The 24,098-nt window shown below is 67.7% G+C and carries 23 protein-coding genes; 11 read left to right on the top strand and 12 right to left on the bottom strand.

Annotated features, from left to right (window positions below):
- Positions 1-93 precede the first annotated feature (93 nt).
- The 6 genes from JL108_RS01525 to JL108_RS01550 all read left to right on the top strand — a co-directional run bounded on the left by JL108_RS01525 (position 94) and on the right by JL108_RS01550 (position 7,176).
- Positions 94-408, top strand: coding sequence for a hypothetical protein (locus tag JL108_RS01525; RefSeq protein ID WP_205196585.1), 315 nt, complete (start codon positions 94-96; stop codon positions 406-408).
- A 287-nt stretch (positions 409-695) separates the two neighbouring features.
- Positions 696-2,153 (top strand): APC family permease, encoded by a 1,458-nt coding sequence (locus JL108_RS01530; protein WP_205196586.1) that lies wholly within the window; start codon positions 696-698, stop codon positions 2,151-2,153.
- Positions 2,150-3,622 carry an aldehyde dehydrogenase family protein gene (locus tag JL108_RS01535; RefSeq protein WP_205196587.1) on the top strand — a complete coding sequence of 491 codons (1,473 nt, stop codon included), beginning with the start codon at positions 2,150-2,152 and terminating at the stop codon, positions 3,620-3,622. Before JL108_RS01530 ends, JL108_RS01535 begins: the two co-directional genes overlap by 4 nt.
- Before the next feature lie 145 nt (positions 3,623-3,767).
- Positions 3,768-4,373 (top strand): TetR/AcrR family transcriptional regulator, encoded by a 606-nt coding sequence (locus tag JL108_RS01540; protein ID WP_205196588.1) that lies wholly within the window; start codon positions 3,768-3,770, stop codon positions 4,371-4,373.
- Positions 4,374-4,462: 89 nt separating this feature from the next.
- Positions 4,463-5,812 (top strand): flavin monoamine oxidase family protein, encoded by a 1,350-nt coding sequence (locus JL108_RS01545; RefSeq protein WP_205196589.1) that lies wholly within the window; start codon positions 4,463-4,465, stop codon positions 5,810-5,812.
- A gap of 80 nt (positions 5,813-5,892) precedes the next feature.
- Entirely contained in the window at positions 5,893-7,176 is a 1,284-nt protein-coding gene (locus JL108_RS01550; RefSeq protein WP_307837149.1) for an FAD-dependent oxidoreductase, read from the top strand.
- A 42-nt stretch (positions 7,177-7,218) separates the two neighbouring features.
- Here JL108_RS01550 and JL108_RS01555 read toward each other — a convergent pair whose 3' ends face one another.
- Positions 7,219-8,382 carry an acyl-CoA dehydrogenase family protein gene (locus tag JL108_RS01555; RefSeq protein ID WP_205196591.1) on the bottom strand — a complete coding sequence of 388 codons (1,164 nt, stop codon included), beginning with the start codon at positions 8,380-8,382 and terminating at the stop codon, positions 7,219-7,221.
- 168 nt (positions 8,383-8,550) lie between these two features.
- On the opposite strand from JL108_RS01555, the gene mqo reads away from it, so the two are divergent.
- Complete coding sequence (gene mqo, locus JL108_RS01560; protein WP_240190493.1) at positions 8,551-10,104, top strand: malate dehydrogenase (quinone); 1,554 nt, start codon at positions 8,551-8,553, stop codon at positions 10,102-10,104.
- Positions 10,105-10,111: 7 nt separating this feature from the next.
- Here the strand turns inward: mqo and JL108_RS01565 are convergent, their stop codons facing one another.
- The 4 genes from JL108_RS01565 to JL108_RS01580 all read right to left on the bottom strand — a co-directional run bounded on the left by JL108_RS01565 (position 10,112) and on the right by JL108_RS01580 (position 14,719).
- A complete protein-coding gene (locus JL108_RS01565; RefSeq protein WP_205196593.1) occupies positions 10,112-11,077 on the bottom strand; it encodes a hypothetical protein in 966 nt (321 codons plus the stop codon).
- 207 nt (positions 11,078-11,284) lie between these two features.
- The gene (locus JL108_RS01570; protein WP_143911366.1) at positions 11,285-12,034 is read right to left on the bottom strand and encodes a succinate dehydrogenase/fumarate reductase iron-sulfur subunit; all 750 of its coding nucleotides are present in this window, start codon (positions 12,032-12,034) and stop codon (positions 11,285-11,287) included.
- Positions 12,031-13,983 (bottom strand): fumarate reductase/succinate dehydrogenase flavoprotein subunit, encoded by a 1,953-nt coding sequence (locus JL108_RS01575; RefSeq protein WP_143911365.1) that lies wholly within the window; start codon positions 13,981-13,983, stop codon positions 12,031-12,033. Before JL108_RS01575 ends, JL108_RS01570 begins: the two co-directional genes overlap by 4 nt.
- Before the next feature lie 13 nt (positions 13,984-13,996).
- The gene (locus JL108_RS01580) at positions 13,997-14,719 is read right to left on the bottom strand and encodes a succinate dehydrogenase cytochrome b subunit (protein WP_143911364.1); all 723 of its coding nucleotides are present in this window, start codon (positions 14,717-14,719) and stop codon (positions 13,997-13,999) included.
- An 88-nt stretch (positions 14,720-14,807) separates the two neighbouring features.
- On the opposite strand from JL108_RS01580, the gene JL108_RS01585 reads away from it, so the two are divergent.
- A complete protein-coding gene (locus tag JL108_RS01585) occupies positions 14,808-15,683 on the top strand; it encodes a LysR family transcriptional regulator (RefSeq protein ID WP_143911363.1) in 876 nt (291 codons plus the stop codon).
- Between the two features lie 12 nt (positions 15,684-15,695).
- Here the strand turns inward: JL108_RS01585 and JL108_RS01590 are convergent, their stop codons facing one another.
- The gene (locus JL108_RS01590; protein WP_205196594.1) at positions 15,696-16,205 is read right to left on the bottom strand and encodes a 2'-5' RNA ligase family protein; all 510 of its coding nucleotides are present in this window, start codon (positions 16,203-16,205) and stop codon (positions 15,696-15,698) included.
- Positions 16,205-17,218 carry a tryptophan--tRNA ligase gene (gene trpS, locus JL108_RS01595; RefSeq protein ID WP_205196595.1) on the bottom strand — a complete coding sequence of 338 codons (1,014 nt, stop codon included), beginning with the start codon at positions 17,216-17,218 and terminating at the stop codon, positions 16,205-16,207. Before trpS ends, JL108_RS01590 begins: the two co-directional genes overlap by 1 nt.
- A gap of 50 nt (positions 17,219-17,268) precedes the next feature.
- Between trpS and galK the strand changes: the two genes are divergently transcribed.
- The 3 genes from galK (at position 17,269) to JL108_RS01610 (ending at position 20,526) form a co-directional block, all read left to right on the top strand.
- Positions 17,269-18,360 (top strand): galactokinase, encoded by a 1,092-nt coding sequence (galK, locus tag JL108_RS01600; RefSeq protein WP_205196596.1) that lies wholly within the window; start codon positions 17,269-17,271, stop codon positions 18,358-18,360.
- Between the two features lie 182 nt (positions 18,361-18,542).
- Positions 18,543-19,388, top strand: a complete 846-nt coding sequence (locus JL108_RS01605) for a prephenate dehydratase (protein WP_143911359.1) — start codon at positions 18,543-18,545, stop codon at positions 19,386-19,388.
- A 34-nt stretch (positions 19,389-19,422) separates the two neighbouring features.
- The gene (locus JL108_RS01610) at positions 19,423-20,526 is read left to right on the top strand and encodes a GNAT family N-acetyltransferase (RefSeq protein WP_205196597.1); all 1,104 of its coding nucleotides are present in this window, start codon (positions 19,423-19,425) and stop codon (positions 20,524-20,526) included.
- Between the two features lie 20 nt (positions 20,527-20,546).
- On the opposite strand, the gene JL108_RS01615 is transcribed toward JL108_RS01610, so the two are convergent.
- The 5 genes from JL108_RS01615 to JL108_RS01635 all read right to left on the bottom strand — a co-directional run bounded on the left by JL108_RS01615 (position 20,547) and on the right by JL108_RS01635 (position 23,985).
- Positions 20,547-21,296 (bottom strand): DUF6230 family protein, encoded by a 750-nt coding sequence (locus tag JL108_RS01615; protein ID WP_205196598.1) that lies wholly within the window; start codon positions 21,294-21,296, stop codon positions 20,547-20,549.
- Positions 21,293-22,234, bottom strand: a complete 942-nt coding sequence (locus JL108_RS01620; protein WP_205196599.1) for a hypothetical protein — start codon at positions 22,232-22,234, stop codon at positions 21,293-21,295. The genes JL108_RS01615 and JL108_RS01620 overlap by 4 nt, the downstream gene beginning before the upstream one ends.
- Positions 22,212-22,709: a DUF6114 domain-containing protein gene (locus JL108_RS01625; protein ID WP_205196600.1), complete on the bottom strand. Its 498-nt coding sequence runs from the start codon at positions 22,707-22,709 to the stop codon at positions 22,212-22,214. The genes JL108_RS01620 and JL108_RS01625 overlap by 23 nt, the downstream gene beginning before the upstream one ends.
- Entirely contained in the window at positions 22,709-23,461 is a 753-nt protein-coding gene (locus JL108_RS01630; protein ID WP_205196601.1) for a DUF6230 family protein, read from the bottom strand. Before JL108_RS01630 ends, JL108_RS01625 begins: the two co-directional genes overlap by 1 nt.
- 68 nt (positions 23,462-23,529) lie before the next feature.
- Positions 23,530-23,985, bottom strand: coding sequence for a DUF6114 domain-containing protein (locus JL108_RS01635; protein ID WP_205196602.1), 456 nt, complete (start codon positions 23,983-23,985; stop codon positions 23,530-23,532).
- Positions 23,986-24,098: the final 113 nt, after the last annotated feature.

Genomic DNA, 24,098 nt, shown 5'->3' on the forward strand with positions numbered 1-24,098 from the left:
ATCGCATGCGTATCAGGTTGATCAGGTACCGCCCCGTGCGCCGGCGGACGTCACGATGTTGACGATCCTCACCGGTCGATCGGCTATAGACGGATGCCTCGTACGCCGCTCGCCGCCAGTTCCAGCGAATGGGCGCGCCAGGTGCCCTCCGATGAACTTCATCCTGCCTTGCGAGAAGCCCATGCTGCGCATGAAATCGCAGCCGAGCTGAAGCAGCGCTCCGGTTTCTTCGACCGGATAGTCGCGGGTGAAGCCAAAACCGCCGATGTCTCGCTCTTCTCCTTCGTGCGCTTCGCCTGGGCCCTGTCCGGGGCGATGGGCGGCAGCGGCCTCAACTGCACCGTCCCGATCGCGGACATGCAGGTGAACTGGGACAGCTCCCGCGCCCCGCCTTCTTCGATCACCTGATCAACGACACGAGCGGCGACCTCCGCACCCCCACCGGCCTGCCCGAGCAACGAGGGTCAGGAGCCCGAGCACAGGTGCCGCGGCGGTGTCACTGCGCTCGCTGAGATTGAGCCGCACTCGCTCGCCGTCGACGGTCGATCGACATCGGCCACCGAGATTCACGATCCGCGCCGCACCCCTTGTGATCTACATCGCATTACCTTTATGCTCCGAACCAGTCATACAACTGACTTAGTAACGATGGGAGCGCCCTATGACAAGAACCCACAGCTCATCGAGGAGCCTCGATGAGTGACGAGACGACTCAGGCACCCGCCGAAGCGGGAGGCCGACTATCGGGCAACCTCGGCGTGGGACACATCGCAGCGATGGTCATCGCCACAGCATCTCCGCTGGGCGTCATGGGCGGCGTCGCCGCCTTCGCCATGGCCTTCGGCAATGGATACGCCGTTGCGGCCACCTACCTGATCATCGCGATTCTGATGCTTGCTTTCGCCTACACCCTCAGCCGTGTCACGCCGTTCGTTCGCAATGCGGGAGCCTTCTTCTCCTATGTGGGACACGGCCTCGGCCCGATGGCCGGCGTGGCCACCGCGGCGATGGCCTGGATCGTCTACTACGCCGTTTTGGTCCTCGTGTACGCCTATGTCGGCCTGCAGCTCGACGCGGCCGTGCAGATGCTGGGCGGCCCGGCGATCAGCTGGTGGATCTACACCTTCCTCGTCATGGCGCTCATCGCCTACATGGGATACCACCGCATCGACTTGACCACTCGGGTCCTGGCGGTGACCTTGACCATCGAGGTTCTCCTGATCGTGATCGTCGATGTCGCGGTGACGGTCCAAGGCGGGGCCGAGGGACTGCACGGCCAGGGCTTCCTTCCGAGCGCGATCTTTCCCGACGGCTCAGGGTTCGCCATTGCCGCCATGTTCTGCGCGATGTCGTTCATCGGATTCGAAGCCACCGCAGTGTTCCGAGACGAGGCCCGAGACCCGGATCGCACCGTCCCGCGAGCTACCTACATAGCCGTGATCTTCATTGGGGTCCTGTACGCGGGATCGGCCTGGGCCCTGTCGATGGCTTTCGGCCGCGATGATCTGATCGAAGCGGGCTCCATGGGTGCGCCCGTGCTGCTCGGTGCCGCCTCGACTTTTGTCGGCGCCCTGATGGCCGACATCATCCAGGTGCTGCTCGTCACCGCGCTATTCGCTACGGCGCTCTCGTTTCACAACATCCTGGCGAGGTATCTGCACACCCTGGCACGAGCCAATCTGATACCCACCGGCCTCGCCCAGGTCCACCCCCGACATCGCGCACCGTCCAATGCCTCGGCGACGATGACCCTCATCTCGGGGATCACCTTCGTTCTGGCCCTCGTGGCCGGCCTCGATCCGATCCGGCACCTCGCGACGTGGGGCAACGGGCTCTCCGGGCTCGGCTTCTTCATCTTGCTCACCACGACGACCGCGTCGGTCTTCGTCTTCCTCATCCGCCAGCGGACCGTCGCCCGACCCTCACCGCTCGCTTACTCGATCACTGCGCTGGGCACGATCGCCTTCGGCGCCTTGGTCTACGTCGCGGTGGCGAACTTCGGAGCCCTCGCCGGGGGCGACACAGCCCTCGCCTTCACCCTCATCGCAATATTCCCGGCGCTGGCGACGCTAGCGGTCGTCCGCGCGCTCGTTCTGAAGAAGAGGTCGCCTGAGCGATATGCGGCGGTCCACGAGCTGATCAGCTCGCCATGAGCCCGAAACGGACACTCGCCAACAACGAAGAGGAGAACATCATGCGGTACGACAAGAGCTGCTACATCGACGGCCAGTGGGTGACCCCGCGCGGCGATGCGGCTACCGCGGTCGTCAACCCTGCCACCGAGGAAGAGATCGCCTCGGTACGGCTCGGTTCCACCGTCGAGGTGGAGAGCGCCGTCGCCGCCGCGAAAAAAGCCTTCGCAGGCTACTCACAGACGAGCATCAACGAACGCCTCGCCGTGCTCGACCGGGTCATGGCGGCATACCAGCGACGAGCCGGCGATCTCGCCCGCGGATTGACGGCCGAGATGGGGGCACCCATCGGCCTAGCGGAGACCGCTCAGGTACCCGCCGGGCTCGGCCAGCTGGCCACTACCCGTGCAGCCCTGGCAGAGTTCCCCTGGGAATACGCCAGGGACACGACCAGGATCGTGCATGAGCCGATCGGGGTCTGCGGTCTCATCACGCCCTGGAATTGGCCGCTCCTGTTGATCTTTGCCAAGATCGCCCCCGCCCTGGCCGCGGGCTGCACAGTGGTCCTCAAACCCTCCGAAGTCACACCTCTCAACGCCATCCTCGTCGCCGAGATCCTCGACGAGGCCGAGGTCCCTGCCGGCGTCGTAAACATGATCCAAGGGCACGGCGATCCGATCGGCGCAGCCATCGCCTCGCATCCCGATGTCGACATGGTGTCGTTCACCGGCTCCACGGCTGCAGGCATCCGCGTCGCCGAGAGCGCCGCACCCACCGTCAAACGAGTGTGCCAGGAGCTGGGCGGCAAGTCCGCCAATATCGTGCTGGAGGACGCCGATATCGCCGCGGTCGTAGCCCGTGACCTGGCGGGAGTCTTCGCCAACTCAGGTCAGTCGTGCAATGCGAGCGCCCGCATCCTGATCCCGCAGAGCCAGCTCGAGCTGGCCGAACGCACTGCGGCCGGTGCGGTAGCCGCGACTCGGGTAGGCGACCCCACCAGTCCGATCACGCAGGTGGGACCGGTCGCCTCACAGGCCCAGTACGACAAAGTGCAGAGGATGATCACGACCGCCATCAAGGATGGGGCTCGCGTCGTCGCCGGGGGCCCTGGTCGCCCCGAAGGGCTCGAGCGAGGCTACTTCGTGAGGCCCACGGTGATCTCCGATGTCTCCTCGGAAATGGAGATCGCTCAGGAGGAGATCTTCGGCCCTGTGGTGACATTGCACCCGTACCAGGACACTGAAGACGCGATACGTATCGCCAACGACACCCGCTACGGCCTGTCCGGAATGGTCTCGTCGTCAGACCCCGAGAAGGCACGCGACGTGGCGCGGCGGATCCGCACCGGTATGGTCCACCTCAACGGCGCACCGCTGGCCATGGACTCTCCTTTCGGCGGCTACCGGCACTCGGGCAACGGTCGCGAGTACCACGCCGAGGGGCTGCGTGAGTTCCTCGAGACCAAGTCGATCTTCGGCTACGAGGACTGACCGCGATCGGCGGGCGGGGCGAGCCCGATCGCCCCGCCGGCCGCCAGCTCGAGTCGCAGACGGCCGGACACTCGTGACCGTCTAGAATTCTGCGCATGCGGGGGCCGCGGATGGTGCGCCCCGGAGGCAACCGGGAAGGGTGTAGATGGCATACGTCGAGGCGTCCGTGCGCCGCCGACAGCTGGTGGCTGCCGCGCGGAATGTGCTCTCTCGCGAAGGGGTCTCCAATACCCCGCTACGCGCGGTGGCGCTTGAGGGCAATGTTCCGCTCGGCACCCTGCAGTACGTCTTCCCAACCAGGGAGCAACTGCTGCACGCGGTGATCGAGGATGTCGTGACCGAGATCGTGCGAGTGCAGAACGAATCGGTCGAGACTGCTTCGGGCCTGGCCCACGCGATCAGACACGGACTCCGTCATTTCTGGGCTCGGCTCGTCGCTGACAGAGACCTCCAGGTGATGCAGTACGAGCTCACGACCTACTCACTACGCAACCGCGAGCACGAAGAAGATCTCGCCCGATGGCAGTACGAGTCGTACGCCGATGTCACCTCCCGCTGGTGCCAGATGGCGGCCGAACGCGCCCAGGAGACCTGCGCAGTGCCATTCGACCAACTAGGTCGGATCATTCTCGCCAGTGTCGATGGACTCATCCTGCAGTTCCTCTGTCACCCCGACAGCGAGCGGGCGGAAAGCGACCTCGAACGCGTCATCGACATGCTGATCGGCCTCGCCTCACCTCAGAAGGCTTAGCGAAGCCGAGCCACCTCCGCCAAGTAAGCCTTGTGTGAACGTCGCCACATCTCTAAACTCAGTCATACAACTGACTTAAGGAGCGCAGGATGAACGATGTCGATGTCGTGGTGGTCGGTGCCGGAATCGCCGGACTCAGCGCTGCTCGAGCCCTGACCGCTGCGGGCAAGACCGTGACAGTCCTGGAGGCACGTGACAGGGTCGCGGGTCGCACCTTCGGAGGCTTCCTCAGCAACGGTGTGCCGGTCGAACTCGGAGGTCAATGGGTAGGGCCCACCCAGGATGCCGTGCTGGAGCTCATCGACGAGCTCGGACTGGAGACCTTCCCCACCTATGCCGAAGGCGATGGGGTGATGGCCTACGGCGGCGACGTCGTGAGGTACGACGACCCTACCTATGGACTCCCCTCGTCGAGCGTCGCCGAGGTGGCACGCCTCTGGATGATGATCGAGGAGCTCGCCTCGACCATCAATATCACGGCACCGTGGGAGACCGAGAACGCCGATGAGCTGGACCGATCGACTCTGGATCAATGGCTTACATCGAACACCGCGGATCCCACCGCGCTGCAGTTCTTCCGCCTCCAGGTACCGGCCCTGTTCTCAGCCGAGGCCGCTGAGCTCTCGTTGTTGCACTTCCTCTTCTACATCAAGTCCGGCACCAGCCTTCAGGTCCTCGTGGATGTTGAGGGCGGCGCGCAGGAACGGCGCGTCGTGGGGGGCACCCATCAGCTTTCCGAGCGAATGGCCGCTGAACTCGGCGAGCGAGTACGACTCGAGACCGTCGTACACACGATCACCCAGGATGACTCCGGCGTGGTGGCGGCCTACGAAGGCGGCGAAGTCAGCGCGGGCTACGCGGTGATCGCGCTTCCGCCGACGCTGGCCGGGCGGCTGCACTACTCCCCGCCACTACCCGCTTCCCGCGACAGTCTCACCCAGCAGATGCCTGCAGGTTCGGTGATCAAGTTCCATATCGCCTACGCCGAACCCTTTTGGCGCCACGAGGGACTGAGCGGCGCGGCATTCAGCCTCGACGATGCGTTCAACGTCGTCTTCGACAACTCTCCGCCGGATGCGTCCTGCGGGATCCTCGTCGGCTTCCTCGAAGGTATCCACGCACGTCGCGCCGCATCTCTCGATGCCGACGAACGCCGAGAGCTGGTGCTCTCGGCCCTCGTGAAGTACTTCGGCCCGAAAGCCGCGAACCCCTTCGATCTGGTTCAACAAGACTGGAACGCCGAAGAGTTCACTCGCGGCTGCTACGGCGGTCGACTCGGCGCGGGCGCCTGGACCAGCTACGGGCCAGCACTCGCAGCGCCCGTGGGGCGCCTCCATTGGGCGGGAGCCGAGACCTCCGAAGTATGGAACGGCTATATGGACGGCGCGGTGCGATCCGGGCGGCGCGCGGCCCACGAGATCCTCACTCAACTCGACTGAAACCGATCACCAGGAGCACCCAGATGACGGAACCCCGGCACGATGCGAACCCTGCCGTGACATCGTCGAGGACCTGCGCCGTGGCTATCGTCGGAGCCGGCATGGCCGGTTTGATCGCGGCCAGGGAGCTCGACCGGCAGGGTATCGACGTCCTCGTCCTGGAGTCCGCCGACCGGGTCGGCGGACGAGTGCTGGCAGAGACCTCCGCCCTCGGCTCGCGACTCGACCTCGGGGGCCAATGGGTCGGCTACGGACATCACCGGCTCGAGGCACTGGCAGCCGAGCTCGGTGCAACAGTGTTCGCGATGCGTTCCCCGCGGAGGCCGACGATCCTTGAGGGGACTACCACCGTCGGCACCTGGCTCACCTTGGCTTTCGCCACTTCGAGACTCGCGGAACTGGAGATCAGGTCGCGCCTTCGTGTCCCGAAGAGCTGGGCCTCGCAGACCGTCGAGGCCTGGATCAGCAGCACTCCGGGGAGCCGGACGAGGCAACTGCTCGATGCTCTCGCGAGCGTGACCACGACCGCCGATCTCGACCGCTACTCGATGGCAGCCTTCGCTCAGATGACCCGTTATCAGGGTGGGCTGGCGAGCATGATGGCCTCGAAGGGTGGTGCCCAGGAGAGCCTCATCACCCAAGGCGCGGGAACACTCGCGGAGAGGTTGGCCGCTGACCTGGCACCCCGAGTCCTCACCGGGCATGGCGTCCTCTCGATCCAGCATCGCGAAGACGGGGTAACGCTGACGACCGCTCGCGGCGGCATTGAAGCCGAGCAGGCGATCGTGACAGCGCCACCTCCAGTGGCGGCCCGAATCGACTACGACCCGCCCTTGTCCGGGCCGATATCCACCCTCGGACGGACGACCTACATGGGCTCGGTCTACAAGGCCATCGCCATCTTCGATCGACCTTTCTGGCGCCCACGGACCAGCGGTGAGTTCATCGTGCTCGGCGATCTTCCGTTCGCGGTCTTCGACACCACGCCACCGGATGGTCCGGGCCATCTGTGCTTCCTGGTCGCCGGTCGAGCGGCGCGACAGCTCGACCACCTGACCAACGCCGAGCGACGCCACCTGCTCCTCGGTCGGCTGGCACCCCACACCGGCCCCGAGGTGCTCGACCCCGTCGACTGGCATGAGAAGTCGTGGCATCTCGACGAACACGTGGGTGGCGGTTACGCCGCCATTCCCGAGCCAGGGACGACCGATGGATTCCTCCCCATGCCCTCCCAGGCGATCGGACGCCTGCACTGGGCAGGCACCGAGACCGCCGGCGAGCACGCCGGCTACATCGAGGGGGCCATCGAATCAGGTGAACGCGTGGCGCACGAGATCATCGAGGCCAGGCCGAAGACCGCCTGACGGCACCACGAGTTCCTACCGCTGCCCGCAGCCGAGCACTGCTCAGAGGGTGGACTGGATGCCGGCGAGGAGCTGGCGAGCCATGACGATGCGCTGGACCTGATTGGTGCCCTCGTAGATCTGGGTGATCTTGGCATCGCGCATCATCCGCTCGACCGGGTAGTCACGCGTGAAGCCGTACCCCCCGAGCAGCTGCACGGCATCGGTCGTCACCTGCATCGCGGTGTCGGAGGCGAAGGCCTTGGCGGCGGCGCCGAAGAAGGTCAGATCCTTGTCGCCCCGCTCGGAGCGACCCGCGGCGGCATAGGTGATCTGTCGCGCGGCCTCCACCTTCATGCCCATGTCGGCGATCATGAACTGCAGACCCTGGAAGTCGCTGATCGGCTTGCCGAACTGCTGACGCTCCTGGACATAGCCGAGCGCATAGTCCAGGGCGCCCTGCGCGACGCCGACCGCCTGCGCCGCGATCGTCACGCGGGTGTGGTCGAGGGTCTCCATCGCGATCGCGAAACCCTTGCCCTCGTCGCCGATGATGCGGTCCTCGGGAATGCGGACATCGTCGAAGTAGACCTCGCGGGTCGGTGAGCCCTTGATGCCGAGCTTCTTCTCCGGGGCGCCGAAGGACACGCCCTCGTCGGACTTCTCCACGACGAAGGCGCTGATGCCCTTGCTGCGCTTCTCCGGATCGGTCATGGCGAGCACGGTGTAGTACTCGGACTCACCGGCATTGGTGATCCACCGCTTGGTGCCGTTCAGCACCCAGTGGTCGCCGTCGCGGACGGCGCGGGTCTTCTGGTTGGCGGCATCCGACCCGGCCTCGGGCTCGGAGAGGCAGTACGAGAAGCCGCCCTCGCCCGCCGCCAGCTTGCCGAGGTACGTCTGCTTCAGCTCCTCGCTGCCGCCGATCTGCACCGGCAGCGAGCCGAGCTTGTTGACCGCGGGGATGAGCGAGCTCGACACACACGCGCGAGCGACCTCCTCGATCACCAGCACCGTCGCCAACGCATCGGCTCCGGCCCCGCCGTACTCCTCGGGCACGTGGGGCGCATGGAAACCGCCGGCCACCAGCGCGTCGTGGGCCTCCTGCGGGTAGCGGGCCTCCTCGTCGACCGCGGCGGCGAACGGGGCGATCTTCGCCTCCGCCAACGCCCGGACGGTCTCGCGGATGGCCTGGTGCTCCTCGGACAGTGCATAGAAATCGCTCACGCGCACATCTTAGGACGTCCTAGGGTGTCCCCCGCGCGGGGTGGTCGGACCCGCGATGAGGCGAAGATCACCCGCACGCGGGTAGGCCACCGGCGTGTCGCCGAGCGAGAATGGCCGATGGCCCCATTCGTCACGGGCCCCTTCACGCGACGCAGGAGTGATTCTCGCTTGTCCAGCCAGGCCAACCTCCCTGAGATCCGGACCACCCATCAGCCTTCTCGTCAGACGACCGATGTCCTGCTCGTCGGGGCGGGTGTCATGAGCGCGACGCTCGGCGCGCTCCTGCAGTCGCTGGAGCCGGACTGGAGCATCACCGTCCTGGAGCGCCTCGAGGGTCCTGCCCTCGAGAGCAGCGATCCGTGGAACAACGCCGGCACCGGCCACGCGGCACTGTGCGAGCTCAACTACACCCCGCAGCTGGCCGACGGATCGGTCGATGTCAGCAAGGCGCTCACGATCAACGAGCAGTTCCAGCTCTCGCGCCAGATGTGGTCCTACGCGGTCGAGAACGGGCAGCTCACCGACCCCTCCTCCTTCGTCAACCCGGTGCCGCACGTCAGCTTCGTGCGTGGCGCCGAGAACGCCGAGTACCTGCGCCGGCGCTATGACGCCCTCGCCGAGAACCCGCTCTTCGAGGGCATCGAGCTCATCGAAGATCGCGAGGAGTTCGCGCGGCGTCTCCCGCTGATGGCCGACGGCCGCGAGGACGACGAGCCGATCGCCCTCAACTGGTCGCAGAACGGAACCGATGTCGACTACGGGTCGCTGACCCGCCAGTTCGTCGACAGCCTCGGGCAGCGCGGAGCCGACATCCGCTACGGCCAGCAGGTCAAGAACCTCACCAAGCAGACCGACGGCACCTGGGTCGCGAAGGTCAAGGACAAGCAGCAGGGATCCACCTACCAGCTCAACGCGCGCTTCGTCTTCGTGGGCGCGGGCGGCGGGGCGTTGCACCTGCTGCAGAAGTCCGGCATCGAGGAGATCAAGGGCTTCGCCGGGTTCCCGGTCAGCGGGCAGTTCCTGCGGTGCCTCAACACCGATATCGCGGACCAGCACCAGGCCAAGGTCTACGGGCTCGCGGCGGTGGGCGCTCCCCCGATGTCGGTGCCCCACCTGGACACCCGCGTGATCGACGGTCAGCGCAGCCTGCTCTTCGGCCCCTATGCAGGCTGGACCCCCAAGTTCCTCAAGAACGGCTCCTTCACCGACCTGCCGCGGTCGATCCGGCCGAACAATCTGATGCCGATGCTCGGCGTGGGCCTGACCTCGATGCCGCTCGTGAAGTACCTCGTCATGGAGGTGCTGAAGAGCTCCAAGAGCCGCATCAACGAGCTGAACGTCTTCGCGCCGTCGGCCGATGCCGACGACTGGGAGCTCATCACCGCCGGTCAACGCGTGCAAGTCGTCCGCAAGAAGGGCAAGGGCGGCAGCCTGGAGTTCGGCACCTCGATCATCAGCGCCGCGGACGGCTCGATCGCGGGACTGCTCGGCGCCTCCCCCGGCGCCTCGACGTCGGTCGCGGCCATGCTCGAGGTCCTGGAGAAGTGCTTCGGCTCGCAGTTCGAGGCCTGGAAGCCCAAGCTCAAGGAGATCGTGCCGTCCTACGGCATCTCGCTCGCGGAGAACCCGAGCCTGCTCGCGGATCTGCGCGACTGGACCGACCGCACGCTCCAGCTCTCGATGAGCGGGCAGCCCGCCACCAGCCAGCAGCACGCCGGCTGATCGGTCCTCACCGCCCGTAGCGCTCCTCGAGCAGAGGGCGGAACAGCTCCCGATGGTGGCCCGCGTAGTGGTCGGGCAGGAGCGGCCCGGCGAACACGCCGGCGACGGCCTCCGGCGTGAGCTGACGGACTCCTTGGCCGTCGTAGAGACCCGCGTCGCGGCAGTCGTCGTAACGCACCAGCAGCTCATCGGGCTGCCCTTCGCCCGATGATGCTCGCAGCACGACCACCTCGCGGGGCCCGTCGATCGACAGGCAGCTGCTCGGGTCGTTCGGCCCGCTGCCCTCCGGTGCTCGCGCGATCGCGGCGACCGCCTCGGGATCGAGTGCGGCAGAGCCGGTCAGACCGGGTTCGCCGCCGCCCGCCGTGTACCCGCACGCCACCAGCCGGGTGATCCCGGACGGCTCGGCGGGAAACTCCGTGGCGGGAATCCAGTCCTCATCGTCGACCAGCGGCGGCGATACGGGGCAACCGAGATGGTCCGTGTCGATCCGGTGGGCCGATGCGAGGATCCGATCCCGCAGCCCGGCCTCGGCCTGGACGATCAGCCGCGTCTCGCCGAGCTCCACGACGACACGGTCGCCGTCCGTCTCCGCCCTGTGCGCGTCCATCGTGTCGTCGCCCACGGGAGTGAAGGCGACGAACTCGCCGGTGACCTCCACCGATGTCTCGCGGGGGTCTCCAGCGGGACAGCCGACCTGCGTCGCGGACCCTGGACGCCCCACCGCGGGCACGGGGGCCGGCTGCCGCGCCATCGCGCACCACTGCCCCAGGCGCTGGCTCGCGGACTCCCAGCCCCAGTGGTCCGGCACCGCCACCTGGGCCGAGCCGTAGGACTCCCAACGGAAACCGTCCGGCAGCTCCGGCGTGGACGAGGCGGACGGCGTCCCTGGTTCGGTCGGCGTCTCTCCTCCCCGCACCCCGCAGCCGGCAACCAGGACGATCGCCACCGCCAACCAGATCTCCGGACGCATCGCTCGCATATCTTCCTATGTCGCCGACGCACCGATCGTCTCACTCCGCGAGTGGTGCCAGCTGGACCGCGAGTGGTGGAAACTCGCCCCGGATCCGCGGTTTCGAGGGCGAATCTGCACCACTCGCGGATACCGGGGACCCGACCGCTGCCGGACCTGACAGAGCCCCCGCCGGAGGACCGGCGGGGGCTCTGTGGTCGTGCTGGATCAGGCGGGACCGGGCTTGGCCAGGGCGCCCATCAGATCGCGGTTCAGCTGAGAGATGACGTCCAGCGGGATGCCCTTGGGGCAGGCCGCCGTGCACTCGCCGATATTGGTGCAGCCGCCGAAGCCCTCGGCGTCCATCTGCTCCACCATGCTCAACACCCGCGACTCCCGCTCGGGCTGGCCCTGCGGCAGCAGCCCGAGGTGGGTGATCTTGGCGGCGGTGAACAGCATCGCCGAGCCATTGGGGCACGCCGCAACGCAGGCACCGCAGCCGATGCAGGTCGCCGACTCGAAGGCGTGGTCAGCGTCGACCTTCGGGACGGGCAGGTTGTTGGCCTCGGGAGCCGAGCCCGTCGGCGCCGTGATGTAGCCGCCCGCGGCGATGATGCGATCGAAGGCGCCGCGGTCGACGACGAGATCCTTGACGACCGGGAAGGCTCCCGCGCGCCAGGGCTCGATGTCGATGGTGTCGCCATCGCTGAACGTGCGCATGTGCAGCTGGCAGGTCGTGGTGACCTCCGGACCGTGCGCGATGCCGTTGATCACGACACCGCACATGCCGCAGATGCCCTCACGGCAGTCCGAGTCGAACGCGACCGGCTCCTCGCCCTCGAGCGTCAAACGCTCGTTGAGGACGTCGAGCATCTCGAGGAACGACATGTGCTCGCTGACATCGTCGAGCTCGTACGGCACCATCGAGCCCTTGGCGTCGGCGTCCTTCTGGCGCCAGATTCGAACGGTGATCTTCACTTGTAGCTCCTGGCCTTCATCTCGACGTACTCGTATTCCAGCGGCTCCTTGTGCAGGACCGGCTTGTCCCCGCCGAACTCCCAGGCCGCGACATAGGCGAACTCGTCGTCGTGACGCAACGCCTCGCCGTCCTCGGTCTGGCTCTCGGCACGGAAGTGACCGCCGCAGGACTCGCGACGGTTCAGCGCATCGATGCACATGAGCTCACCGAGCTCGAAGAAGTCCGCCACGCGGCCGGCGCGTTCGAGGGTCTGGTTCAGCTCCTCGTTGACGCCGGTCACCTTGACATTGCTCCAGAACTCGGCCTTGAGATCGCGGATCAGCTGGATCGCCTTGACCAGCCCCTCCTCGGTGCGCTCCATGCCGCAGTAGTCCCACATGATGTGGCCGAGCTCCTTATGGAAGGAGTCGACCGTGCGCTTGCCGTCGATCGAGAGCAGCGTGTTGACACGCTCCTCGACGGCCTCACGGGCCTCGACGACCGCCGGATGGGAGTCGTCGATCTTCTCGAAGGGCCCGTCGGCGAGGTAGTTCGAGATCGTGTACGGCAGCACGAAGTACCCGTCGGCGAGACCCTGCATGAGGGCCGAGGCCCCGAGGCGGTTAGCGCCGTGGTCGGAGAAGTTCGCCTCGCCCGCCACGAACAGACCCGTGAGATTGCTCTGCAGGTCGTAGTCGACCCACAGGCCACCCATCGTGTAGTGCACGGCCGGGTAGATGCGCATCGGCTCGGTGTAGGGATCCTCGCCGGTGATCTGCGCATACATGTCGAAGAGATTGCCGTACTTGGCCTCGACCGTGTCGCGACCCATCCGCTCGATCGCATCGGCGAAGTCCAGGTAGACGCCGAGCCCGCCGGGGCCGACGCCCTTGCCCGCGTCGCACTGGTACTTGGCGGCACGCGAGGCGATGTCGCGCGGCACCAGGTTGCCGAACGAGGGGTAGATGCGCTCGAGGTAGTAGTCGCGCTCGTCCTCGGGGATCTGGCTCGCGTGGCGGTCGTCGCCGGCCTTCTTGGGGACCCAGATGCGGCCGTCGTTGCGCAGCGACTCGCTCATCAGCGTCAGCTTGGACTGGTAGTCGCCCGACACCGGGATGCAGGTGGGGTGGATCTGCGTGTAGCAGGGGTTGGCGAAGTACGCGCCCTTGCGGTGCGCCCGCCAGGTGGCGGTCACATTGCAGCCCATCGCATTGGTCGACAGGAAGAACACATTGCCGTAGCCACCCGTGGCGAGAACGACCGCGTCGGCGGTGTGCGTCTCGATCTCACCGGTGATCATGTCGCGGACGACGACACCGCGGGCGCGGTCGTCGACCATGATGACCTCGAGCATCTCGTGGCGCGTGTTCATCTCGACCGTGCCGAGACCGATCTGGCGCTCGAGCGCCTGGTAGGCGCCGATCAGGAGCTGCTGACCCGTCTGGCCGCGCGCGTAGAAGGTGCGGGACACCTGCACGCCGCCGAAGGAACGGTTGTCGAGCAGACCGCCGTACTCGCGGGCGAAGGGGACGCCCTGCGCGACGCACTGGTCGATGATGTTCACCGAGACCTGCGCCAGGCGATAGACATTGGACTCGCGCGAGCGGAAGTCGCCGCCCTTCACCGTGTCATAGAACAGCCGGTAGATGCTGTCGCCGTCGTTGCGGTAGTTCTTCGCCGCGTTGATACCGCCCTGCGCCGCGATCGAGTGCGCGCGCCGCGGGCTGTCCTGGTAGCAGAAGTTCTTGACGTGGTAGCCGGCCTCACCAAGCGTGGCGGCGGCGGAGGCTCCCGCCAGACCGCTGCCGACGATGATGACGCTCAGCTTGCGGCGGTTGGCCGGGTTGACGAGCTTGGCGGCGAATTTGCGCTCGTCCCAGCGCTTCTCGATCGGACCCGACGGGGCGGCATCGTCGTGGATGTCGTCGCCGCGAGTCAGGTAGTCGCTGAGGATCTGATCAGTAGTCATGTGCAGTAGCCCTTCAGCCGGTGATCCCGAGCAGGATCGCCCACGGGGGAAGCAGGAATCCGATGGTGATGACGGCCGACACGAACCAGGCGAGCGGTGTCAGCCGCGAGGCCAGGCGCGTCTTGCTGTAGTTCTGGCCGAGCGTCGTCAGCGCGCTCCAGATGCCGTGCCACAGGTGGAAGCCGACGGCGAGCACGGCGATCGTGTAGGACAGCACGACCCACCAGATCTCGAAACCGTTCACGGTCCGCTGGTAGGGGCTGTCGGACGCGCCACCGGGGCTGATGACATTGGCCGTCAGGTGCAGCAGGTGGTAGACGATGAACACCAGGATGATGACGCCGCCCCAGCGCAGGGTGAACGACGCGTACGAGCGCTGGACGCCGGTGGCTCCCTTGGAGGAGTGATAGCGCTTGCCGCCGCTGTACCCGGCGGCCTTCTTGTTGCGGCGCCACAGGGTGATCGCGGCCCACGCGTGGACGAGCACCGAGGCGAGGAGCGCGACGCGCACGATCCACAGCAGTCCCTCGTAGGGGAGCATCGGCTCGCCGAAGGTGCGCAGGTGGTGGGCGTAGGTGTCGAACGCCTCCTGACCTCCGAACACCTTGAGGTTGCCGTACATGTGCAGAATCAGGTAGCCCACCATGATGAGCCCCGATACCGCCATGGCGTACTTCATCGCGACCGTCGACCGTGAGGCCGGGACGCGCTTCTTCGTCAATTGGGTACTGGCCACGAGGACACACTAAGACCAACGCGACGATTCACGCTAAGTCCAACTGAGGCCGACTTTCATAGACGATGGGCATGGCACACTGGACCCCATGCAGGTGCAGCAGTTGGCCTACTTCCTCGCCGTCGCCGAGGCGCGCCACTTCACTCGGGCCGCGGACGTCGTGGGCGTCTCCCAGCCCACCCTGTCCAAGCAGGTGCGCGCGCTGGAGAACTCCCTCGGCACCGCCCTGTTCACCCGCACCCGTCACGGCGCCGAGCTGACGAGCGCCGGCGAGACCCTGCTCCCCCATGCTCGACGGATCGTCATCGATGTCGCGAATGCCGAACGTGCCGTGCACGAGATCGCCCAGCTGCGCCGCGGACGCGTGCGCCTCGGCGCGACCCCCTCGATGATCGACGGCCTCCTGCCCGATGTCCTGCGCGAGTTCCGCCTCACCTATCCCGATATCGAGCTGGAGGTCCAGGAGGCCGGCTCGCGGGTGCTGACCGACCACCTGCTCGCCGGGCGCCTCGACATCGCCGTGCTGATCGTGCCGCTCGCCGTGAGCTCCCCGGATATCGAGACGCACCTGGTCTTCCGCGAGCGGCTCGTGCTCGCGAGCCCGCGCGACGCCTGGCTGGGCGAGGAGGTCGCGGTGACCGACCTGAACGACCTGCCCCTGGTGATGTTCCGCGAGGGCTACGACCTGCGCGATGTCACCGTCCGGGCCTGCAATCGGGCGGGGTTCGAGCCACGGTTCGCGGTCGAGGGGGGCGAGATGGGGGCGGTGCTGCGGTTCGTCGAGGCCGGCCTCGGCCACGCCGTGGTACCCGAGATCGTCCTGTCCAGCCGTACCGATCTCGCTCGGTCCTGGATCGTCGAACCGCCCCTGGCCCGCGAGGTGGCGGTGGCCCACCGCGATGTCAGCTCGCTGCCGCTGGCCGCCCGCACCTTCCGCGACCTCTTGCTGCGCAAGCTCGGCTGAAGGGCATCGCCGTCAGGCCAGGGCGAAGTGGCGCTGCGGCACCCATCCATCGGCCGCCTCGTGACAGTACAGCGTCACGTGCTCGACATCGAAGGAACAGCGGAACTCCGCGAGATCCTCGAAGGCGCGATCGAGGCTGCCCTCGTCCAGATGGTGCGCCACCGTCACATGCGGGTGGAAGGGGAAGGAAGCCGCCGGGAGCTCGACCGCCTCCCGGATGGCTCGTTCGAGCAGCTCGGTGACCGAGATGCCCTCGGACACCGCCACGAACACCACCGGCGAGATCGGGCGGAAGGTGCCCGTGCCCTGGAGCGTCATCCGGAAGGCCGGAACGATCGCCGCCACCTCCGCCAGCGCCTGCTCGACGGCCACGATGTCGTCGTGGCCGATCTCGGTCGGCGGCACGAGGGTCACGTGCGTGGGCACCGTCTCGGCCATGGAGTCGCCGTAGGAGAGCCGCTTGGCCCGCAGGTGCCCTCCGAAGGGCTCGGGAACGGGGATCGCCACACCGATCGTCGGCATCAGCGGACCTTGACGAATCCCGATCGCTCGTAGACGAGCTCGAGGGTGGGAGAGGCGACCGCACGAGCGCGTTCCGCGCCGCGGGCGAGGAGCGCGTCCAGCTCGGCTCGATCGTCCAGCAGCGCTCGGGTACGCGCGCCGAAGTCGCGGACGAGGTCGCCCACGATCTCGGCCAGCGCGACCTTGAGGTGCCCGTACTGCTGGCCGTCGAACTCCGTCACGATCGCGTCGACGGGGCGGCCGGTCAGCGCGGAGAAGATGGTGAGCAGGTTGGACACCCCGGGCTTGTTCTCGGGATCGAAGCGGATCTCGCTGCCGGAGTCCGTCACCGCCGAGCGGATCTTCTTGGCGGCCGTCTTCGGGTCGTCGAGCATGTTGACCACACCGTTCGGACCCGAGAACGACTTGCTCATCTTGCCGGTCGGATCCTGGAGGTCGTAGATCTTCGCGATGTCCTTGACGATGTGCGGCTCGGGCACCGTGAAGGTCTCACCGAAGCGGTGGTTGAAGCGCTGCGCGAGATTGCGGGTGAGCTCGATGTGCTGGCGCTGATCCTCCCCCACCGGCACCCGGTCGGCCTGGTAGATGAGGATGTCGGCGGCCATCAGCGTCGGATAGGTGAACAACCCGACGCTCGCCGAGTCGGCGCCGGTCTTGCCGCTCTTGTCCTTGAACTGCGTCATCCGGCTCGCCTCACCGAAGCCGGTGATGCACTGCAACACCCAGGCGAGCTGCGCGTGCTCGGGCACCTGGCTCTGCACGAAGATCACGCTGCGCTCGGGGTCCACGCCGGCCGCGATGAGCTGCGCCGCCGCGATATAGGTGCGCTCACGCAGCGCGGCCGGGTCGTACTCGACCGTGATCGCGTGCATGTCGGGGATGAAGTAGAAGGCCTCGAACTCGTCCTGCAGCGCCACCCACTGCTTGAACGCCCCGATGTAGTTGCCGAGATGGTACGAGTCGGCTGTCGGCTGGGCACCGGACAGCACGCGGGGCTGGCGATCTGCGGGCATGAGGGCATTCTGCCAGCAGTCCCCGAGCACCCATGCGTAGGCTCGGGACCGTGAACGAGGTACGCGAGTGGACGGTCCCGGGCCGGGTGAACCTCATCGGGGAGCACCTGGACTACAACGGCGGCGCGGTGCTGCCGATCGCCATCGATCGGGGCCTGCTGATCAAGGTCCGGATGCGCGATGACGGCGCTGTGAACGTCTGGAGCGGCGGACGCAAGGCCTCGTTCGGGGTCGATATCGCTCCCGGCGAGGTCGACGACTGGGCGCTCTACACGGCCGCGGCCGTCTGGGCCACCCGCGAGGCGGAGGTACCGGTGCCGGGGGCGGACATCGTCATCGAGTCGACGCTCCCGACGGGCGCTGGCCTCTCGTCGTCCGCGGCCCTCACCTGCGGGCTGGCGGCGGCCCTCGACGACTTCGCCGGCACGGGGTTCTCCCGGCTCGATCTCGCCCGGATCGGTCAGCGCGCCGAGAGCGACTTCGTCGGTGCGCCGGTCGGCCTGATGGATCAGCTGGCGGTGCTCTGCGGCGAGGCCGGCCACGCCCTGCACATCGACTTCGCCGATGACGACGCCCCGGCGCTCGCCTCGGTTCCGGCGACGTGGTCCGATCACGGGCTGGTGCTGGCGGTGATCGACACCGGCATCACCCATGCGCTCGCCTCGGGCGAGTATGCCGCCCGCCGTCGCGAGTGCGACGAGGCCGCGAGTCAGCTCGGCCTCAGCGCTCTCGCGCGCGCCCAGGTCGATGCGGTGCTGCGGCTCGACGACGACACGCTCAAGCGCCGCACCCGGCACGTGGTGACCGAGAGCGCGCGCGTGCGCGGCACGGTCAAGGCCCTCGGCTCCGGGGAGTGGAAGCAGCTGGGCACGATTCTCTCGTCCTCGCACGAGTCCCTGCGCGATGACTTCGAGGTCAGCTGCCCCGAGCTCGATATCGCGGTCGAGGAGGCGCTCGAGGCCGGGGCGCTCGGCGCGCGGATGACCGGCGGGGGGTTCGGCGGCAGCGCCATCGCCCTGCTGCCCTCCGGCGAGGTCGAGAACCTCCGCTCACGGGTCGAGGCGCAGTACACGCGTCGCGACTGGAAGCCGCCGCAGGTCTTCACCGTCTCCCCCGTCGACGGCGCCTCGCGGCGCACCTGACGGCACCCTCCCCGCCCGTGGCGGTAGGCCATCAACCTCACCTCGGTGGCAGCGGTAGGCCATCAACCTCACGGACCCGTCATGAGGTTGATGGCCTACCGCTGACGCGTCCGTGAGGTTGACCAGGCACCGCCGCTCGATGGCGAGGCCGACGCGCGGGCGGCCCGTGAGAACCTAGGACGGTGAGCAGCGTACGCATCGCCTATCAAGGCGAGCCGGGGGCCAATTCGCACCTGGTGATCAAGGAGAACTACCCCGACGCCGAGGCCATCGCCTGCGCCTCCTTCGAGGATGCCTTCGCGCTGGTCGAGTCCGATGGCGCCGATCTCGCGATGATCCCGATCGACAACTCGCTCGCCGGCCGGGTCGCCGACATCCACCATTTCCTGCCCACCACGTCGCTGCACATCATCGCCGAGCACTTCCTGCGCATCCAGTTCGCTCTGATGGCGCCCCCGGGCGCCGCCCTGGACTCCATCAAGACCGTGCACAGCCACGTGCACGCGCTGGGTCAGTGCCGCAAGATCATCCGCATGCACGGGTGGACCCCGGTGATCGCGGGTGACACCGCGGGCGCCGCGCGCGAGATCCACGAGGCCGCCGACATCACCCAGGCCGCGCTCGCGCCACCTCTCGCCGCCGAGATCTACGACCTGCGCATCCTCGCCGAGGATGTCGAGGACGAGGCGCACAACACCACCCGCTTCGTCGTGCTCTCTCCCGAGCCGGTACGCACCGCGCCGGGCAACGGGCCGGTCGTGACGACCTTCATGTTCAACGTCCGCAACCTTCCCGCAGCCCTGTACAAGGCCCTCGGCGGGTTCGCGACGAACGGCGTCAACATGACCAAGCTGGAGAGCTACATGGTGGGTGGGGAGTTCATCGCCACCCAGTTCCTGGCCGAGGTGGAGGGTCATCCCGAGGAGCCCGGCCTGGCGCGTGCGCTGGAGGAACTGCGGTTCTTCACCACCGAGGTCAAGATCATGGGCGTCTACCCGGCCGATCCCTTCCGCGCGGCCACCTCGTGAGCGCACCGAACCGGACCGAGGCGGGGCGACGACGATGACGGGGCTGCCCTTCCCGCTCGGCGTTCCCGTCCTGACCGACGGCTTCGTGACACTCCGGGCGCACACGCCCGATGACATCGAGCCCGTCTACGAGATGGCGACCGACCCCGCGACGCAGCGCTGGACCGGAATTCCCGTGCCCTACCAACGCGGCGACGCCGAGGAGTTCGTCGGGCGGATCATCCCGGCCGGATGGGACACCGCCCAGTCCCTGTCCTGGGCGATCGAGGTCGACGGCCGGTTCGCCGGCAATGTCGACATCCGCGGCGCCGGCCCGGTCACCGATATCGGCTTCGTGCTGCATCCCCATGCCCGCGGTCGCGGCGTGATGAAGGCCGCGGTCGATCTCGCCGTGCAGTACGCCTTCGCCGAGGGCGGCAAAGAGGTCGTCCATTGGCGTGCGCAGGTGGGCAACGAGGCCTCGCTTCGCGTCGCCCACGCCTGTGGCTTCACCCTGCACGGGACGACACCGGGGCTGCTGTACGAGAACGGGCGGGTACACGACGCGTGGACGGCCTCGATCCGCTTCGGCGATGCTCCGACACCGCGGACCCGGTGGCGGTCGTCGCTGATCGAGACCGCGGCTCTTCGGCTGCGTCCGCTGGAGGAGCGCGATCTGGAGCGGATCGTCGAGGCCTGCAATGATCCGCTGACCCGCCTCTACCTGGCCGGACTGCCGCGTCCCTACGGCATCGCGCAGGCAGCGGAGTATCGTGCCGACTCGGTCTGGCAGGCCGCGACCGGCGGCAAGGAGACCTGGATCTTCTGCGACCCGAAGACCGATGAGCTGCTCGGCACCGTCGCCGTCATGGGGTTGCGCGGGGTCGACGAGGGATCCGGCGAGATCGGCTACTGGACGCATCCATCGGCCCGGGGGCGCGGTCTCACGATCGCCGCCGTGCGCGCGGCCATCGAGCACGCCTTCTCTCCCGACGGCCTCGACCGCCGCCGCCTCACCCTCTACGCGGCCGCGAGCAACGGCCCCAGCAATGCGGTCGCCCGGGCGGCGAACTTCACCGCCTTCGGCACCCAGCGCGCTGCCGAGCCCCTCGGCGACGGCAGCTTCGACGATCTCGTCGGCTACGAGCTGGTCCGCTAACCCCCGAAGGCTCAACGGGATCAGCGGGGGAACTCGCCGCCCTCGGCGAGCTCGCGGCAGGAGACCTTGCCCGGGACGACGCGGATACGCAGATCGGGCAGCACGATGTCACCCTCGATCTGCGCCTGCCAGATATCGCCGTAGACCATGTTGAGATCCGCGGTCGTGGCGTCGATCGCGGTATATCCCTGGCCGTTGTTGTGCCCACCGTTGCGTGAGCTGTTGTACCAGCGCGGGTCGAAGGTCTTGGGCACCTCGAAGGGGTTGGCGTCGAAGGGCGCCGCTCCCGGAGTCGTCGTCAGGTCGGTCGTCGCGAGACCGATCTGGGTGGACCCCTTCAAATCGATTCCCGGACTGGACGCCGCCCTCAGATAGGTGATGTCGAAGGCCGCGGACCGCGCGCTGATCTCCGAGGTGCCCGCCTTGCCGTCTCCGGACTGCAGATGGAAGGTGACCTCGCCGAGGAGCGGCAGCGACTCGGTCTTCGTCAGACAGAAGCCGTTCATCGTCGCGCTCGCGAACCCGGCGCGCAGCACCGGTTGCGTGGTTCCGTCCTGGCGTCCCACGACCGCGGTGCCGAAGCCGGCGTCCGCCGCGTAGATGCGCGAGGAGGCGAAGGTCGCGTTGCCGTTGTTGATCGTGATCGTGGAGTCGAAGGCGCTGATCAGCTCCGCACGCATCGCGGTCAGCAGCGTCGCCAGCAGGCCCACGCCGATCACCACCGCGATCGACGCGCGACCCCATCGGGTTCCGTAGGTCGCGTCCGTCATTGCACCGTGATCGTCGTGTTGGGCAGCTGGATCGAGTTCAGCGGGTTCGCGCCACCGGGCGGATGGACGTAGGGGTCGCGCGACGCGTCCATGTCGTGGGTCCACAGGTAGTCGAACTTCAGGTCCAACGCGATGATGCTGAAGTCGCCGCCCTGCGCGAGACTCGAGACGATGGCGGCGATCAGCTGGCCCAGCAACCCCGATCCGCCGCCGGCGAGTGTCTGCAGCCGGATCCGGCAGACATCGCCGCTCGAACCCGCCGTGCAGATGGCGCCCTTGCCCACCACATTGGCCAGGAAGCTCATCGCCGTGATCTGACTCCAGGGCAAGGCGAACCAGCTGTCGCCCGTGGCGAGGAGCTCGGTGCGCACGCCCGGTCCCCCGACCGTCATCGGGCCGTCGGGCTTGATCGCCAGCGTGTGGCCCGCCGCCGGCTTGGGATCCGGCGCGGTCTGGGAGCTGGCGGACAGGACCGGCGCTCCGTGCTGTGCGACATTCGAACGGAAGGTGAGGTCGCGGAAGGCGAGCTGATAGAGGCTCCTGCTGCCGTCGGCGGCCAGGTAGTAGGTCTGGGCGTTCTGCGTGTTGATGCCCTTGACGTCCGCGACGATCGCCCCCGTGTTGCTGGTGGTCGGATTGCCCGCGGTCATGTGCCACTGCACACCGGACAGGCACGGGAACATCCGCGTTCCGCTGTTGCGGTTCTCGAATCCGTTGCCGCTGGTGGACTTCAGCGGGACCGCCTGACGCCGCTGCTGCGGATTGGCGTTCCCCGGCTGGCTGCAGGTGAAGGGCTGGTAGGCGTTGCTCTGGCTGTTCGCCTCGGCACGGTCGGCATCGCCCGCGACCCAGGTCACCAGCCCGATCACGAGGGCGAGGAGAGCCCCGAGGACGACGACTCGCTGGACGGCGCGGCTAGGCGTCGGGGCGGTCGTCATCGGCCACCTCCCCGGTCGTCGAAGTGGTCGGCACCGGGCGCTCCTCATCCTCGGGCGACCGGGCGCGACGACCACGGGCCCGGGGCTTCTTCTCGCCCCACGCCCACACCATCGAGCCGCCGACGATGCCCAGCAGCGTCCCGATGAGGAATCCCCCGAGATTGCTTCCCACGAAGGCCGCCAGCGCCGTCAGCACCCCGAGCAGGCCGACCAGGCCCGAGTAGTGCGGAGTGAACCAGGCGACGAGCCCGAACAGGACCATCGCGCCGCCGAGGATGTACCCCGAGGATGCGCTCCATCCGCCCTGTACGGCGAAGCCGATCGACGAGGAGGCGAAGTCGATCACCACGTATCCGCCGAGCAGCAGCCACAGGCCACCCCAGAACGGGCGCGTCCGGCGGAAGGCGGTGAACCAGCGCCAGCCGCGGCGCACCCGGCCGCCGTCCTCGGCGACCGGGGAGGTCGAGAGCGCCATCAGTACTGCGCCGCGCAATCGGACTGGTCCTTGGCGCCGGGCAGGACCTTGATCCTCAGCTTCGGCAGGTTGATCTGTCCCTGCAGATCGATGCCATAGGACTCTCCGTCCAGATGCGAGATGTTCATGGTCTTGGCCTGCAATCCGAAGGCCCCAGGAGCGCCTCCGTCGAGCCAGTCGCCCTGATACGAGCCCATGCCCAGGGTGTCCGCGGACTGGCCCAGGGTCAGCTTGGCGATCTGGTCGCCCTGACCGGTCAGGTCCTTCGAGGCGAAGAACAGCTGATCGGCAGAGATCTGATCGCTGCCGTCCACCGTCCCGTCGACCTTCTCCCCGGCGATGATCATCATCGAGACATTGCCGATGCCGCCGATCTCCTGCTGCGCGACGAGGCACAGGCCGTTGAGCGTGGCCTGGTTGAAGCCGAACTGCGCCAGCGCCTCCTGACCGTCGTTGAGCTGCTGGGCCTTCAGATAGGCCGCGGCATCGGTGCCGTTGATCCGGTCGGTGTACACCTGGTGCGGGGTATTGGCCGAGGTGAAGTTCACCGCCAGCACGTTCTGCGCCACCAGCGCGAACATCACCGCCAGAGCGGTCATGGCGGCCGTCGCGAGCGGCAGCGCCCGCCATCGCGTGCCACGGCGGACGCTCACCGCGTCGGCGATCATCAGGCTCCGGTGATCGGACAGGCGCTGCGCCAGCCGCTCGGACCAGCCCGCGGTGCGCTGGCCGCGTCGTGCACGACGAGACATCGAGTACTCCCTCCCAGCGCGCTCGGGCTCCCTCAAGCCCGGGTGAGCGCGCCGTACTTCCGTGTGATTCAGACGGCGCTCGTGCGGAGCGCTCGGCGCCGGCCGCGACGCTCGTCACGAGCGGCGAACTTCGCGAGCTGCTTCTCGCTGTAGGGGGTCCAGGCGAAGATCAGGCCCGAGCCGATGATGCCGAGCATCATGCCGATGATCCAGCCGCCGAGATTCGCCAGGGGCAGCGAGGCCACCGACAGCATCGACGCCACGATCGCCGGGAAGTGGCGCTGGGCCGGGACGCACAGGGCGACGAGCGCCGCGGCGGCCATGCCGCCGGCGAGCAGCAGCGGTGTCACACCCCGTACCCCCATGTGCACGTAGAAGGCCCAGTCCCCGCCGAAGAGCGGGTTGGCCACGAAATAGGCTCCGGCCAGCAGCAGCAGGCTGCCCCAGAACGGACGCGTGCGGCGCAGCCGGGTCGCCCCGCGCCACGCGCGGACGAGCGGATTCGGCTTCTGCGATGTGGACATCGTCGTCTCCCTTTGCCGTCGACGGCGTGGGGGGGCGGGGCCCCCCCCCCCCCCCCCCCCCCCGCGCCGCGCGGGGCCCCCCACCCCCGTGTGTTTATCGGGCGGCCCCCCCC

The sequence above is a fragment of the Aeromicrobium sp. YIM 150415 genome, from assembly GCF_016918125.1.
GTDB lineage: Bacteria > Actinomycetota > Actinomycetes > Propionibacteriales > Nocardioidaceae > Aeromicrobium > Aeromicrobium piscarium.